This window comes from Millisia brevis NBRC 105863, from assembly GCF_001552615.1.
Taxonomy (GTDB): Bacteria; Actinomycetota; Actinomycetes; order Mycobacteriales; family Mycobacteriaceae; genus Millisia; species Millisia brevis.
This window is the reverse complement of sequence record NZ_BCRN01000010.1, coordinates 13,035-28,242: the sequence shown is the minus strand read 5'-3', so window position 1 is coordinate 28,242 and position 15,208 is coordinate 13,035. Positions and strand designations below refer to the sequence as shown.

The following is a 15,208-nucleotide window of genomic DNA, read 5'->3' as shown; positions in this document are numbered from 1 at the left end:
CACGAATGGTCATCGGGCGGCCGTCATTCGGCGAGCATCCGGTGAACGACATTGCGGTAGTAGGCCACCCCGATCGGCAGGATCGCGTCGTTGAAGGTGTAGTCGTGGCTGTGCAGGGGGACCCCGCCGACCTCGCCGCCGGCGCCGTTCCCGATCAGGGTGAAGTTCGCGGGGACGCGGTCGGCGTACCGCCCGAAGTCCTCACTGCCCATGATCGGCGGGGTGTCCGCCTCGCAGCGCCGGTCGCCGACGGTCCGGTGCGCGGCGTGCGCGGCCACGGCGGTCATCTCCGGATCGTTGACCGTGGTGCCGAATTCGCGGGTATAGGTGACCTCGGCGGAGCCGCCGTGCGCCAACGCGGTGTGCCGGGCGATCTCGCGGATGCGCCCTTCGAGCAGGTCGCTGACGGCCGGGTCGAAGTTGCGGGTATCGCCGGTGATCCGCACGGTGGTCGGAATGGCGTTGCGCGCACCGTCGGTGGTCAGGTTGGTGCACGAGAGCACCGCGGATGCGATCGGGTCGACGCTGCGGGCCACCACGGTCTGCAGGGCGAGCACGATCTGCGCGCCGATCACCAACGGGTCGACCACCAGATGCGGCGTCGAGGCGTGCCCGCCGCGGCCGGTGACGGTGATGGTGAAGTTGTCCTCGCCGGCCATGATCGCGCCGCTGCGGGTGTGCAGCCGTCCGGCGGGCAGGCCGGGGATGTTGTGCAGACCGAAGATCGCGTCGATCGGGAAGCGGTCGAGCAGGCCGTCGGCGATCATCGCCTCGGCGCCCCGGCCCGGTTCCTCCGCGGGCTGGAAGACGAACCGCACGATCCCGTCGGCGCCGGAGTCGGCGGCTGCGTCCGCGGCCAGGGCCGCCGCGGCGCCCAACACCATCGCCATATGCCCGTCGTGTCCGCAGGCGTGCATGCTGCCGTCGTGGCGGGACGCGTACGGCAGCCCGGTACGTTCGTGGATCGGCAGTCCGTCCAGGTCGGCGCGCAGGGCGATCGTTCGGCCGGACCGGCCGCGGTCGAGGGTGCCGACCACACCGGTACCGCCGATGCCGGTGGCGACGTCGAGCCCGAGGGAGCGCAGGATCTCGGCGACCGCGGCCGCCGTGCGGTGTTCGTCGAAGGCGGTTTCGGCGATCTCGTGCAACAGATGTCGCCAGGGCACCACTTGGCCGGTGGGGTCGGTATCGGATGAGGTGGTCACTGCTGCCCCGCCGGGTTTGCCGCTCGGCTCTCGGTGCTCAGCAGCACGACCACGGACTGGGCGGTCAAGCCCGGCGGTGGAAGCTGATACGCGCTGCCGGCGATCACGCGCAGCGCGGCGAGGGTGGCGGCGCCGCAGGGCCCGGAGTCGACGCCGAGGTCCGCGAGGTCGGCGACCGCGGCGAGGGCCTGCGCGTCGGTGACCGCGATCGACGCGTCCGCCCCGTCGCGCAGGACCGGCCAGGCGGTCGCGGAGACGGTCCCGCAGTTCAGGCCGTTCATCACGGTCTCGCCGGTGGTCACCGGCACAATCCTGCCCGCGGCCAGCGCCGTTGTCACCGACGCGGCGACGTCGGGTTCCACCAGCAGGATCGCCGGGGCCCGCTCGGTGGAGCGGTAGTGGTGCACCACCGCCTGCGCCAAGGACCCGACACCGGTGGGGACGACCACCAGATCCAGGCGGTCGATCCCCCGCGCGGCGAGCTGGTCGTCCACTTCGGCGACGAGGGTGGAGTATCCGTCGACGATCCACTGCGGGACGGGAGCGACCGGGTCGCGGGAGGTGTCCTGGATCAACAGGTTCGTGCCGCCCGAGAAGTGCTCGGCCCGGGTGACCACGTCGTCGTAGGGCAGGTCCAGTTCGATCAGGTCCGCTCCCTCGGCCCGGATCGCGGCCTTCGCGGCCGCCGAGATGACCGTCGGGACGTGGATGGTCGCCGGAATGCCCAGCAGGCGTGCGATATGCGCGACGGCCCGGCCGTGGTTGCCGTCGGTCGCCGCGACCAGCCGGAGCCCCTCGGCCGGGTCGATCCGGCCGCGCAGGACGTCGAGCGGCAGCGCGGTGTGCTCGCCGAGACGGGCGGACAGGGTGCGGGAGATCGCATAGGAGGCGCCGAGGATCTTGAACGCCGGCAACCCCAGGCGCGCCGATTCGTCCTTGACCAGAACCGATCCCACGCCGAGTTCGTCGGCCAGGGTCGGCAGTTCGGTCAGCGGGGTCGGCGCGTAGCCGGGCAACGACCGGTGGAAGTTCGCCGGGGTATCGCGCAGCGGCTCGGTGCGCCGGGTGCGGGCCGCCGGATTGACGTAGTACGAGGTGGTCATGCGCCGCTCGGCTCCTCGGTCAGTCGGAGCAGGGCGTTCGCCAGGACGGTGATCCCGGCCGCGCAATCCTCGGGGGTCGAGTATTCGCGGGGGTTGTGGCTGATGCCGTCGTATTGCCCACGGACGAACACCATTCCGGTCGGGGTGATCGGGGCCATCTCCTGGGCGTCGTGTCCGGCGCCGGACATCAGCGCGAGCGGTTCGTGGCCGAGGTCGGTCGCGACGTCGGCGACGAGGTCGCGGATGCGCGGGTCGAAGGGCACCGGGTGGGTCTTCGCCATCCGTTCGGTCACCACCCGCAGGCCCGGCTGCCATTGCGGGAGGGTCTCCAGGAATTCGGCCAGATCCTTTTCGGCAGCGGCCATCCGGTCGCCATCGGGGTTGCGCAGGTCCACGGTGAGCTCCGCACGGTCGGGCACCACGCTCGGCAGCCCGGGGAAGGTGTTTATCCGTCCGACGGTGGCGCGCAGCCTCCCGTAGCGGCCGGAGTCGACCATCTCCCGCACCTTGACGACGATCTGCGCGGCGGCGAGGCCGGCGTCGATGCGCAATTCGGTCGGGGTGGTGCCGGCGTGCGCGGCGCGACCGTGCAGGGTGACCTTCTGCCAGGAGATCGCCTGCACCCCGGTGACGATGCCGACCGCGTGGCCGCCGCGCAGCAGGACCGGCCCCTGCTCGATATGGCATTCCAGATAGGCGTGCGGCGGGGTCAGGCGGACCGGCCGCGATCCGTCGAACCCGATGCGCGCCAATTCGTCGCCGAAGCGGTGGCCTTCGACGTCGGTGAGGTCGAGGGCGTCCGCGAGCGCGATGCGGCCGGCGGCCACCGCGGAGCCGAGCATGTCGGTACCGAAACGCACGCCCTCCTCCTCGGTCCACGCGACGATCACCAACGGCCGGCGGGTGGTGATGCCGCGGTCGTCGAGCGAGCGGACGACCTCGAGCGCGCCGAGCACCCCGAGGCAGCCGTCGAAGGCGCCGGCGGTGCCCACCGAGTCGATATGGGAACCCGCCAGCACGGGGGCGAGCGTCGGGTCGCTACCTTCGCGGCGCCCGAAGATCGTGCCCATCTCGTCGACGGTGACCTCGAGTCCGGCTTCGCGCATCCACCGGACCAGCAGCCGGCGGCCCGCGGCGTCGGCGTCGGTCAGCGACTGGCGGTCGACGCCGATCAACCCGGTTTCGGCGTCCCGGTAGGCGCCGATCGTCGCCAGCTCCATCAGCGACGCCCAGAGGCGGTCACCGTCGATGGTCAGCCGCGGCGTATCCGTCGGCGGTATCGACGCGGCAGCGGCGGGCGAAGTGGTCATGACGGCCTCCCGGCGGTCTCGGTATCCGAAGGATGTCTTCTCCCGTTCCACGCTAGGGACGGGCAACCGGCCGATCGATAGCATGATTGCGATCGGTACCGGTGAATTCTTTCGATGATTCGATTCCCGCGAGCGGCACCGGCTTCGGCGAGGAGGGGGCGGGATGTACGACCTGCACCGCTTGCGCCTGCTGCGCGAGCTGTCGCATCGCGGCACGCTGGCCGCCGTCGCCGAGGCCCTGGGGTACAGCCCGTCGGCGATCTCCCATCAGTTGGCGCTGCTCGAGCGGGAGGTGAGGGTCCCGCTGCTGGAACCGGCCGGGCGCGGGGTGCGGCTGACGGCGGCGGCGGTCCGCCTGGTGGCGCATACCGAGGTGATCATGCGCGAACTCGAACGGGCGGAGGCGGATATCGCCGCGAGCCGGGCCGACATCATCGGCGTCGTGCGCGTCGCGACCTTTCAAACGGCCGCGCATACGGTGGTTCTGGACGCGATCGACCGGCTGGCGACTCGGCATCCTCGGTTGATCGTCACCTTCGCCCACATCAGTGCCGAATCCGCGATCCCGGCGCTGCTCGCCCGCGACTTCGACCTGGTGCTCGGCGAGCAGTACCCCGGCCATCCCCCGGTGCCGCATCCGGGCGTGGTCACGCAGCCGATCATGAGCGATCCGCTGGTGCTCGCGATCCCGGTCGACTGGTCCGCCCGGCGGCTGACCGATCTGGCCGAGGCACCCTGGGTGCTGGAACCGCCCGGCACGATGGCCCGCGCCTGGGCCGACGCGACCTGCCGCAGCGCAGGATTCGACCCGCTGGTCCGGTACGAGACGGCGGATCTGAAGCTGCACGCGGCGATCGTGTCCCGCGGGCGCACGGCGGCGTTCGTTCCCCGGCTGGCCTTGGAGCCCTCGGCGAGCATTCGCGTGATCGCGATCGATCGGGCACGGATCATCGAGGTGTCCACGCGGACGGGAAGCGATGACCACCCCGCGGTGCGCGCCGTGATCGACGCGTTCACCGGTGGTGACAATGGAAAAGCCCCAACCGAATGAACCGGCTGGGGCTGTGACCTGAAAGCGTGGTGGCCAGGGCCGGGATCGAACCGGCGACCTTCCGCTTTTCAGGCGGACGCTCGTACCAACTGAGCTACCTGGCCGCAGGCACTCTCGAACGTGCCCGGTGCGATTGCTACCAATCGCATCCAGCGACCCTGACGGGACTCGAACCCGCGACCTCCGCCGTGACAGGGCGGCGCGCTAACCAACTGCGCCACAGGGCCTTGCTACTACCTCTTTACCATCTTGCCGATCATCCGTTGCCGGACAATCGTACCCCCTACGGGATTCGAACCCGCGCTACCGCCTTGAAAGGGCGGCGTCCTAGGCCGCTAGACGAAGGGGGCCCGCTGTGCAAACCAGCCGGTACCTCCAACGGCGTTCCGTTGGGAGCTCCGCTAGCTTATGACACAGCCCCTCAGATTCCCAAATCCCCAGCTAGATGGCCGGTTCTGGTTCGGGAATCGGCACCGGAGCCCACCCGGACGAACGATGCCGCTGACGCCATCCGTCGGTGGTGACGCCGGCGAGAATCACCTCGTACGCCTGGACGAACAGCTCCTCGAGCGACGTCGGATCGGCGACCACGTCACGCAGGAACCGCTGCCCGGCGAGCGTCGCCGACAGCACCCGACCGAAACGATCCGGGTCGACCCCCGGCCCGATCAGACCGTCGGCCTGAGCGCGCACGGCCAGATCCCGCGCGGCTCGCGACCACAGCGACCCCGAGCCGCCGACGATCGCCGCGTGGAACTCCGGCTCGGCGATCAGGCGAAACTCGGCACGCAGGATCGCGGACTCGCCGAACCCCCGAGCGATGTCGACGATGATCGCGTGCAGCGTGTCCAGGGGATCACGCGCGGCACCCTCCCAGCGCTCGAATATGGAGTGGTACTGGGCCGTTGCGGCTCCGAGGACCGCCCTGGCCAGGTCTTCCTTCGAGCTGAAGTGGAAGTACATCGCACCCTTGGTCGCATGCGAGCCTTCCAGGATCGTGTTGATCGACGCTGCGGCGTAGCCTCGTTTGCCGAACTCCACCGCGGCCGACTCGACGATTGCAGCGCGTGTTCTCTTCGCACGCTCCTGCTGTGGTGCCATGTGCCGTTAGCCTCCAGCCGCCCCCGACAGGCGAAATATCCAACCCCGAGGACCATTTCGTCCCTTAGCCCACCCGACCGAGCGGACAGGTAGCCACAATAGTGCACCTCAAAGCTTTAAGTCTGCAGATGTGGGGCTAAACCACCCAGAGGCTGGTTTTTCAGGTATCGATTGTGTCACGAACCCGATCTATGGGTCGTTTTCACTGTGAAAGTTCACAACCGGAGGGACCCGGCCGAGCCGTGGCGAAGAATCCGTGAGCAGAACACCGCGTTCCCGGCATCGATTCGTCCGGTACTCCCGGATCGCGGGGCGCGCCGCTCCCCCGGCGGTCGACGCGACGGGCGGACCGATCGGCGGACCCGGGCGAAGTGCCCCCCGTAGGGCTCGAACCTACGACCTACTGATTAAAAGTCAGCAGCTCTACCAACTGAGCTAGAGGGGCTCGGCCCGACAGCCTACCGGACCGATCGAACCGGCAATCAACGAAGGTTCGTCTGGTTCGCACCGCTCGGCGCGCCCGCGTCCAGCAGCCTCAGCAGATAGGCCCCGTACCCCGAACGCAGGAGGGTTTCCGCACGCTCCCGCAGCATCCGGTCGTCGATCAGGCCGACCCGCCAGGCGGCCTCCTCGGGACATCCGACCTTCAGACCCTGCCGATGCTCGATCGTGCGCACGAATTCGCCCGCCTCCAGCAGGGATTCGAAGGTTCCCGTGTCCAGCCAGGCGGTACCGCGGGGCAGGATGTCGACGCGCAGCCGACCCTGTTCCAGGTAGATCCGATTGACATCGGAGATCTCGTATTCGCCGCGCGCCGACGGCCGCAATCCCGCGGCGATATCGAGAACGTCATTGTCGTAGAAATACATGCCGGGGACGGCGTACCGGCTCCGCGGAATGGCGGGCTTTTCCTCCAGCGAAAGGGCGATGCCGTTCGCATCGATTTCGACGACACCATAGGCGGACGGGTCGGCGACCTCGTAGGCGAAGATCGCCCCGCCGTCGAGATGATGAAAGCGCTGCAATTGGGTTCCGAGGGTCGGGCCGTAGAAGAGATTGTCGCCGAGGATCAATGCGACCTGGTCGGCCCCCACGAAGTCCCGGCCGATCACCAGGGCCTTCGCCAAACCGTCGGGATGTTCCTGAACGGCATATCGCAGGTCGATCCCGAACTGGGACCCGTCGCCGAGCAATCGGTGGAACTGTTGTGCGTCGTGCGGTGTCGTAATGACCAGAATGTCGCGAATACCGCCCAGGATCAGCGTCGTGAGCGGGTAGTAGATCATCGGCTTGTCGTAGACCGGCACGAGTTGCTTGCTCACCGCCTGCGTGATCGGGTGGAGCCGCGTACCGGATCCTCCGGCCAGGATGATCCCGCGCACCGGCCCAGGCTATAGCACCCGACGGGCCGAATCCGGCCGCCACCAAAGGAAACCAACCGCGCCCGACCTGACCAATACGGAATAGGAGCGAGACCCAACCGAGGCTAACCTGTCGTAGGCTGGGCGATCGCCGTCATCGACGACGACGTCCGGACGTTGCCACCACACCGCCGAACGCGGACCCTGGACGGCGCCGGTTACCAGGCCCCACTGCGGAGGATCCAGCATGTCGAAGGAATACACCCAGCTCCAGCTGTTGCACGAACTGCAGCCGGTCGCCGAGGTGAATCTCAACCGACATCTGGCGCAGGCGCGGGACTGGCATCCGCACGACTACGTGCCGTGGGACCAGGGACGCAATTTCGCGCACCTCGGCGGCGAGGATTGGGCCCCGGAGCAGTCGAAGCTCAACGAGGTGGCCAAGGCGGCGATGTTCACCAATCTGCTGACCGAGGACAACCTGCCGTCCTATCACCGGGAGATCGCCGACAACTTCTCGATGGACGGCGCCTGGGGGACCTGGGTCGGCCGGTGGACCGCCGAGGAGAATCGCCACGGCATCGTCATGCGCGACTACCTGGTCGTCACCCGCGGGATCGATCCGGTCGCCCTCGAGAACGCCCGCATGGCCCATATGACCAACGGCTTCGCCTCACCCGACGCCGACGCCGGACTGCTGCACTCGGTGGCCTACGTCACCTTCCAGGAACTCGCGACGCGCGTCTCGCATCGCAATACCGGCAAGATCTGCAACGACCCGATCGCCGACCGAATGCTGCAACGCGTCGCCGCGGACGAGAACCTGCACATGACCTTCTACCGGAATATCTGCGGCGCGGCCCTCGACCTGGCCCCCGATCAGACGATCGCGGCGATCCATCGGGTGCTGACCAACTTCCAGATGCCGGGCGCCGAGATGCCCAACTTCCGACGCAACGCGGTGATGATCGCCAAGTACGGCATCTACGACCTGCGCCAGCATCTGGAGGAGGTGGTTCGTCCGGTTCTGAAGAAATGGAACATCTTCGAACGGACCGATTTCACCGGTCTGGGCGAGAAGTACCGCGAGGAGCTCGCGACCTATCTGGAAGAATTGGAGCGGCAGACCCTCAAATTCGAGGAGTCGCGGGATCGCGCGCTCGCCCGAGACGCGGCGCGAGGAAAGAAGCTAACGCCCTGACCAGCACGTTGACGGCCGCCACCGAGGTGGGAGGCCTGCGGATAGGCTCGCTGAACCTGGCGAGCCCGGTGGTGCTCGCCCCGATGGCGGGCATCACCAATGTCGCCTTCCGGGTGCTCTGCCGGGAGCTCGAGATCGCCCGGGTCGGGAGTGTTTCCGGTCTCTATGTCTGCGAGATGGTGACCGCGCGCGCACTCGTCGAGCGCCGGCCCGCCACCCTGCACATGACGGCCTTCGATCCGACCGAGACGCCGCGTTCGCTGCAGCTCTACACCGTCGATCCGGCGACCACCTACGACGCCGCCAAGATGATCGTCGACGAGAACCTCGCCGACCACATCGACATGAACTTCGGCTGCCCGGTGCCCAAGGTCACCCGGCGCGGCGGCGGGGCGGCCCTGCCCTACAAGCGGCGCCTCTTCGGCGCCATCGTCGCCGCGGCGGTCAAGGCCACCGAGGGCACCGACATCCCGGTGACCGTCAAGTTCCGGGTCGGCATCGACGACGATCATCACACCCACCTCGACGCCGGTCGGATCGCCGCCGGCGAGGGTGCCGCCGCGGTCGCCCTGCACGCCCGCACCGCGGCGCAGCGCTACTCCGGTACCGCCGACTGGGACCAGATCGCCCGGCTCAAGGAAGCGGTTACCGAGGTTCCGGTGCTCGGCAACGGCGATATCTTCGCGCCCGAGGACGCGGCGGCGATGATGGCGCGGACCGGCTGCGACGGCGTGGTCATCGGCCGCGGCTGCCTCGGCCGCCCCTGGCTGTTCGCCGAGCTCTCCGCTCATCTGACCGGTCGCGACATCCCGCGCCCGCCGACGCTCGGCCAGGTGGCGCAGATCATGCGCCGGCATGCGGAGCTGCTCGCCGCCCACCACGGTGAGGACAAGGGCCTGCGCGATATGCGCAAGCACACCGCCTGGTACCTGCGCGGCTTCCCCGCCGGGTCCGAGCTGCGCCAGGACTTCGCCCGGGTGGAGACGCTCGCGCAGCTGGACGACCTGCTGGGCCGCCTCGACCAAGACGTTCCCTTCCCGCCGGACGCCGAGGGCCCGCGCGGCCGTCAGGGTTCGCCGGGCTCGGTGGTCCTGCCGGAGGGTTGGCTCGACGATCCCGACGACTGTACGGTGCCCGCCGGGGCGGACATGATGCATTCGGGTGGCTGACGCCACCGCACCGGCATCGATGGTGATCGCCTCGGGTCGCAGTCTCGGCCCCGGTGCGCACGCCGGGCCGAAAACCGACCGCCGACGTAGGATGACGGCTGGTTGTCGCTCGGGTTGTGGCGACCGTTTCGTAGGGGAAGGGCTAAGGCGATAGGTGGCTGACGAGTCCGATTCGAGCCCGGATCCCCGCATTCGCGTCGCTCCGTGGGAACGCCCGACCGTTCGGCAGCCCGGCCCGGAGGAACCGATGACCGGCGAGCTTCCGGTCACGCCCGCCGGCCCGGTGTCCCCCGGTCCGGCTCCCGCCGATCCGAATTCCCCCGGTCCGGTTCCCCTGGCCGCGGTCGCGGCGCCCCGCGTGCTGCCCGCCGACGAGTCCAAGGCCGAGCCGGAGACCCGGCTGAGCCGCAAGAAGGCCGCCGGGCGCCGACGGGTCCGCTCGATCGCCCGGGTGATCGCCGCGGGTATGGCATTGGTGATGTTGGTCGGCACCGGCATCCTGTGGACCTACCTGCGCTCGACCGACAACGCCTTCGCCCAGATCGCCGCGCTCGACCTCGACTCGACCGATGTGGTCAACCCCGAACAGCAGTACGGCGACGAGACGTACCTGATCGTCGGCACCGATACCCGCATCGGCGCGTCCGGCCTGGTCGGCGCCGGCACGGTTGCCGACGCCGAGGGCGCCCGCTCGGACACCGTCATCCTGGTGAATATCCCGGCGGACCGCAGCCGCGTCGTCGCGGTGTCCTTCCCCCGCGACCTCGACATCGAGCGACCGGTATGCAACGCGTGGGACCCGGCGACCGGCGAATACAGCTCGGAGACCTATGGCGAGGCCAGCGGCGACAAGCTGAACGCGGCCTACGCGCTGGGCGGACCGAAGTGCCTGGTCAAGGTGATCCAGAAGTTGTCCGGTATGCGTGTCGGCCACTTCGTGGGCATCGATTTCGCCGGATTCGAGCAGATGGTCGACACGATCGGCGGCGTCGAGGTCTGCACCACCGAGCCGCTGATCGACTCCGAGCTCGGCCCGGTCCTGCCGCAGGCCGGTCGACAGACCATCAGCGGTCAGACCGCCCTGAACTACGTGCGCGCCCGGTATGTCGAGTCGGAGGGCACCGGCGACTACGGCCGCATCAAGCGCCAGCAGTTGTTCCTGTCCGCGCTGCTGCGCCAGGCCCTGTCCGGTCACGTGCTGCTGGACCCGACCAAGCTCAACGGTTTCATCGACGCTTTCACCGCCAATACCTTCGTCGAGAACGTGCGCACCCAGGACCTGCTGTCCCTCGGGCAGTCGCTGCAGGGTGTCGAGGCCGGCGCGGTGACCTTCCTGACCGTCCCGACCTCAGGCACCAACGAGTGGGGCAACGAGATCCCCCGCCTCGACGACATCGACGCGATCTTCAAGGCGATCATCGAGGACCTGCCGTTGCCCGGCGAGGAGGTTCCGGTCGAACGGACCTCGACGCCGCCCGCCCCCGAGCCGCTGGCGGCGTCGGTCCCCGAGTTGGCCGCCGTCAGCCCGTACTCGATCGCGATCCACGTCTCGAACGCGTCGAACCAGTCCGGGCTGGCTGCCGTCACCGCCAACACCCTTACCCAGTACGGCTATACCGTCTCGGGTACCGGCAACTACACCGGCTCGTCGGCCGGCGTCGTCGTGCGCTATCCCGTCGGCTACGAGGCCGAGGCGGCCACGGTCGCCGCGAGTCTGCCCGGCGCGGTGGTCACCGAGGCGACCGATGTGACCGCGGGGGTCGAGGTGGTGCTCGGATCCCAGTTCGACGGCACGGTGCTCGCGCCGCCCGCCGTGGGCACCCCGATCACCGACGTCCACCTCTCCGGCGCCGACCCGGGCGTCGAGTTGCCGCCCGATCTGAGCTATACAAATGCCGGTGACGACACCTGCGCCTGATGGGCACGGGGAATCCGACCAATCGTCATTCACCCGCCGTTCACCCACACTCACCCGTGAGAGTTACGTGGGACACTTAGGATCTATTCATGCGTATTGCGTATACCGAACAGATGACCGAGCTCACCGAGTTGCTCGGCCAGCTTGCGGGTTCCGCAGGTCAGGCCATGGAAACCGCCACTCAGGCGCTCCTGCAGGCCGATCTGGAACTCGCCGAGCAGGTGATCGGCAATCATGAATCCACCGCCTCCCTGAGCGCCCAGGCCGAGGAGCGTGCCTTCGCGCTGTTGGCGCTGCAGGCCCCGGTCGCCGGTGATCTTCGATCGGTTGTCGCAGGTATCCAGATGGTCGCCGACATCGATCGGATGCGCGCCCTGGCCCTGCACGTCGCCAAGATCGCCCGGCGGCGGCATCCCGCCCACGCCGTACCCGAAGAGGTCAACGGCTACTTCGCCGAGATGGGCCGCATCGCCGTACAGATGGGCCACAGCGCCCAGCAGGTCCTGATCACCCGCGATCCCGACCGCGCCGCCGAGCTGCGCGAGGAGGACGACGCGATGGACGACCTGCACCGCCACCTGTTCACCGTCCTGATGGACCGCGAGTGGAAGAGCGGGGTCGCCGCGGCGGTCGACGTCACACTGCTCAGCCGCTTCTACGAGCGCTTCGCCGACCACGCGGTCGAGGTCGGCCGTCGGGTCATCTTCCTGGTCACGGGCGAACTGCCCTCGGACAAGGACATCACGCTGGGCTGACGCACGCCGCATCGACAGCCGACGGCCGGGACCACATGGTCCCGGCCGTTGTTGTCGGATATCCCGGGGATCCGCTCCGCGTCGACCGGCCCCGACATGACCAACGGCCCCGGTCGCGCTGGTAGCGCGACCGGGGCCGTTGGTGTCCGTTTGCGGCCCGTCAGCCGAAACGTCCGGAGATGTAGTCCTCGGTGGCCTTCTGGGTCGGGTTCGAGAAGATCTTCTCGGTGTCGTCGATCTCGACCAGCTTGCCCGGCTTGCCGGTGGCTTCCAGGTTGAAGAAGGCGGTCTGGTCGCTGACACGGGCGGCCTGCTGCATGTTGTGCGTCACGATCACGATCGTGAAGTCCTTCTTCAGCTCCGAGATCAGATCCTCGATCGCAAGCGTCGAGATCGGGTCGAGAGCCGAGCAGGGCTCGTCCATCAGCAGCACATCGGGCTGCACCGCGATGGCGCGGGCGATGCACAGACGCTGCTGCTGACCACCCGACAGGCCGCCGCCCGGCTTGTCGAGACGGTCCTTGACCTCGTTCCACAGGTTCGCGCCCTTGAGCGAGCGCTCGGCGACCTCGTCGAGTTCCGACCGCGAGTTGCCGCCCTGCAACTTCAGCCCGGCGACGACATTGTCCTTGATGGACATGGTCGGGAACGGGTTCGGCCGCTGGAAGACCATGCCGATCGTCTTGCGGACACCGACCGGGTCGACACCGGCGCCGTAGATGTCCTCACCGTCGAGCAGAACCGATCCCTCGACGTAGGCGCCCGGGATCACCTCATGCATACGGTTGAGCGAGCGCAGCACGGTCGACTTGCCGCAGCCGGAGGGGCCGATGAACGCGGTAACGCTACGGGGATGCACCGAGAGCGCGACGTCGGCGACGGCGTGGAAGTTGCCGTAGTAGATGTTGACGTCCTCGAGGTCCAGTCGCTTGGCCATCAGATGTTGCTCCAGTTTCTAACGATGAGGTGATGCCGAAGGGAGGCGTGTGCGGCGCGGTCCGGCGCGGTCCGCACTCAGATCCCCTTCGGGGAGAAGAACTTGGAAATCAGGTTCGCGCCGATATTGAGCAGCGCGATGATCAGGATCAACGTCAGGGCCGCGCCCCACATCCGCTCGCTGGTCAGCACGCTGGTGCCGGCCTTCTGCAGATCGACCATCATCAACGGCAGCGACGACTGCGGTCCGTTGAAGAGGTTGAAGTTGATCGCGGCCGAGGAGCCGACCAGGATCAGCACCGGTGCGGTCTCGCCCATCACCCGGGCGAGCGCCAGCATGATGCCGGTGACGATGCCGGACAGCGCGGTCGGCAGCACGATGCGCGAGATCGTCTTCCACTTCGGAACGCCGAGGGCGTAGGACGCCTCGCGCAGGTCCATCGGGACGACCCGCAGCATCTCCTCGGTGGAGCGCACGATCACCGGGATCATCAGCAGAACCAGGGCCAGCGACACCGCGAAGCCCGACCGTCCGAATCCGAAGGTCGCGATCCAGAGGGCGTAGATGAACAGCGCCGCGACGATCGAGGGGACACCGGTCAGGATGTCGACCATGAAGGTCGTCGCCCGAGCGAGCCGGGTACCGGCGCCGTATTCGACCAGGTAGATCGCGACGAAGATGCCGATCGGGATCGAGATCAGGGCGCAGACACCCGCCTGGGTGATCGTGCCGATGATCGCGTGGTAGGCACCGCCGCCCTGCACGAACTGGGTGACGCCGGCCTGGGACTTCCACCACCAGTCGGGATTGAGCACCGCGGAGAAGCCACGCGACAGCACCGTGTAGAGCACCCACACCAGGGGGATGATCGCGATGACAACCGACGCGGTCACCAGCACGGTGGCCGCGTTGTTCGTCAGTTTGCGCCGGGTACTGACCCCGTGGAAGGTCGGAGCCTTGATCGGATTGTCCAACGAAGCGGTCATCGATCAGCCCTGCTTTCCGGAGACAGCCGCACGCGCCGCCGCGTTGACGACGAAGGTGAGCACGAAGAGCACCAGGCCGGCGGCGATATAGGCGCCCGCCTGCAGTTCGTTGTTGAACTCGGCGGCGGCCAGCGCGATCTTGGTCGCGAAGGTGTTGCCACCGTCGAAGAGCGTCCAGCTGAACGCTTCCTGGGTCGAGCGGATGATGATGTACAGGGCGATCGTCTCGCCGAGCGCGCGGCCGAGGCCGAGCATCGATCCGCTGATGTAGCCGGAGCGGCCGAAGGGCAGCACGGTCATCCGTACGACCTCCCACCGGGTGGCGCCCAGGGCGAGCGCCGCCTCGATGTTGCCGCGCGGCGTCTGCACGAACACCTCGCGAGTGACCGCGGCGACGATCGGCAGGATCATCACCGCCAGCACGATGCCGCCGGTGAAGATCGTGCCGCCACCGGCGATCGATACCGAACCGGTCGCGAACAGCGGGAACCACCCCAGAGTGCGGTTGAGCCATTCGGCGAACGGAGCGATCGCCGGGGCCAGGACGTACAGGCCCCACAGACCGAAGACGATCGAGGGAACCGCGGCGAGCAGGTCGATCACGTACGCGAGCGGGGCGGCGATCCGCTTCGGCGCGTACTGGGTGAGGTAGATCGCGATGCCGAGGGCGATCGGCATCGCGATCACCAGCGCCATCACCGAGACGGTGACGGTGACCAGGAAGATGTCCCGGATACCGAACACCATCGCGGAGGTGTCGCTGGTATTCCACAACCCGTTGTAGGTGAAGAAATTGACGGTGTTGTTCGCCAGGGCCGGAATCGCGCGCCACAGCAGGAAGACACCGATCGCGCCGATCAGGACGATGATGAGAATGCCCGAACCCGTGGCGAGCCCCGAGAAGATCCGATCACCGGGGCGGACAACCGGCTTGTTCTTCGGGTGTCCCTCATGGGCGGACTTCTGCGGCGGAGGTCCCTGGGTTGTTGCTGTCTCGGCCGCCATCGCTCCCGCCCGTGCCGCACTTGCGGGAGTTGCTCCCGCGGAAAACGTCTCACTCATGTGCCGGTTAACCTTCCCGGGTTTACTGTCGAATTTCTTGACGAGTCGA

At 68.1% G+C, this 15,208-nt stretch carries 13 protein-coding genes and 4 tRNA genes; 5 read left to right on the top strand and 12 right to left on the bottom strand.

Going from position 1 to position 15,208, the window contains the following annotated elements:
- Positions 1–23 precede the first annotated feature (23 nt).
- Genes MB1_RS14725 through MB1_RS14715 form a run of 3 tightly spaced genes read right to left on the bottom strand, consistent with a single transcriptional unit; the run spans position 24 to position 3,618 of the window.
- Complete coding sequence (locus tag MB1_RS14725) at positions 24–1,205, bottom strand: amidohydrolase (protein WP_066908667.1); 1,182 nt, start codon at positions 1,203–1,205, stop codon at positions 24–26.
- The gene (locus MB1_RS14720; RefSeq protein ID WP_066908664.1) at positions 1,202–2,308 is read right to left on the bottom strand and encodes a pyridoxal-phosphate dependent enzyme; all 1,107 of its coding nucleotides are present in this window, start codon (positions 2,306–2,308) and stop codon (positions 1,202–1,204) included. The genes MB1_RS14725 and MB1_RS14720 overlap by 4 nt, the downstream gene beginning before the upstream one ends.
- Positions 2,305–3,618, bottom strand: a complete 1,314-nt coding sequence (locus MB1_RS14715; protein ID WP_066909115.1) for a M20 family metallo-hydrolase — start codon at positions 3,616–3,618, stop codon at positions 2,305–2,307. Before MB1_RS14715 ends, MB1_RS14720 begins: the two co-directional genes overlap by 4 nt.
- Before the next feature lie 163 nt (positions 3,619–3,781).
- Between MB1_RS14715 and MB1_RS14710 the strand changes: the two genes are divergently transcribed.
- Positions 3,782–4,669: a LysR family transcriptional regulator gene (locus MB1_RS14710; protein ID WP_066908661.1), complete on the top strand. Its 888-nt coding sequence runs from the start codon at positions 3,782–3,784 to the stop codon at positions 4,667–4,669.
- Between the two features lie 27 nt (positions 4,670–4,696).
- Here MB1_RS14710 and MB1_RS14705 read toward each other — a convergent pair.
- From MB1_RS14705 to rfbA, 6 genes are all read right to left on the bottom strand, one after another.
- Positions 4,697–4,773 (bottom strand) — tRNA-Phe (locus tag MB1_RS14705).
- Positions 4,774–4,822: 49 nt separating this feature from the next.
- Positions 4,823–4,896 (bottom strand) — tRNA-Asp (locus tag MB1_RS14700).
- Positions 4,897–4,946: 50 nt separating this feature from the next.
- Positions 4,947–5,019 (bottom strand) — tRNA-Glu (locus MB1_RS14695).
- A 91-nt stretch (positions 5,020–5,110) separates the two neighbouring features.
- A complete protein-coding gene (locus MB1_RS14690) occupies positions 5,111–5,770 on the bottom strand; it encodes a TetR family transcriptional regulator (RefSeq protein ID WP_066908658.1) in 660 nt (219 codons plus the stop codon).
- 372 nt (positions 5,771–6,142) lie between these two features.
- Positions 6,143–6,215, bottom strand: a tRNA-Lys gene (locus MB1_RS14685).
- Between the two features lie 37 nt (positions 6,216–6,252).
- Entirely contained in the window at positions 6,253–7,152 is a 900-nt protein-coding gene (gene rfbA / locus MB1_RS14680; RefSeq protein ID WP_066908654.1) for a glucose-1-phosphate thymidylyltransferase RfbA, read from the bottom strand.
- A gap of 226 nt (positions 7,153–7,378) precedes the next feature.
- On the opposite strand from rfbA, the gene MB1_RS14675 reads away from it, so the two are divergent.
- The 4 genes from MB1_RS14675 (at position 7,379) to phoU (ending at position 12,174) form a co-directional block, all read left to right on the top strand.
- Entirely contained in the window at positions 7,379–8,332 is a 954-nt protein-coding gene (locus MB1_RS14675; protein WP_066908651.1) for an acyl-ACP desaturase, read from the top strand.
- A 35-nt stretch (positions 8,333–8,367) separates the two neighbouring features.
- On the top strand, positions 8,368–9,501 hold the full coding sequence (dusB, locus tag MB1_RS14670; RefSeq protein ID WP_218000252.1) for a tRNA dihydrouridine synthase DusB: 1,134 nt from the start codon (positions 8,368–8,370) through the stop codon (positions 9,499–9,501).
- A gap of 247 nt (positions 9,502–9,748) precedes the next feature.
- On the top strand, positions 9,749–11,419 hold the full coding sequence (locus MB1_RS14665; protein ID WP_084351898.1) for an LCP family protein: 1,671 nt from the start codon (positions 9,749–9,751) through the stop codon (positions 11,417–11,419).
- A gap of 89 nt (positions 11,420–11,508) precedes the next feature.
- The gene (gene phoU / locus MB1_RS14660; RefSeq protein WP_066908645.1) at positions 11,509–12,174 is read left to right on the top strand and encodes a phosphate signaling complex protein PhoU; all 666 of its coding nucleotides are present in this window, start codon (positions 11,509–11,511) and stop codon (positions 12,172–12,174) included.
- 160 nt (positions 12,175–12,334) lie between these two features.
- Here the strand turns inward: phoU and pstB are convergent, their stop codons facing one another.
- The 3 genes from pstB to pstC form a co-directional block, all read right to left on the bottom strand.
- Positions 12,335–13,111 carry a phosphate ABC transporter ATP-binding protein PstB gene (gene pstB, locus MB1_RS14655; RefSeq protein WP_066908642.1) on the bottom strand — a complete coding sequence of 259 codons (777 nt, stop codon included), beginning with the start codon at positions 13,109–13,111 and terminating at the stop codon, positions 12,335–12,337.
- A 77-nt stretch (positions 13,112–13,188) separates the two neighbouring features.
- Positions 13,189–14,097 (bottom strand): phosphate ABC transporter permease PstA, encoded by a 909-nt coding sequence (gene pstA, locus MB1_RS14650; protein WP_066908639.1) that lies wholly within the window; start codon positions 14,095–14,097, stop codon positions 13,189–13,191.
- A gap of 3 nt (positions 14,098–14,100) precedes the next feature.
- Entirely contained in the window at positions 14,101–15,159 is a 1,059-nt protein-coding gene (gene pstC, locus MB1_RS14645; protein WP_066908636.1) for a phosphate ABC transporter permease subunit PstC, read from the bottom strand.
- Positions 15,160–15,208 lie beyond the last annotated feature (49 nt).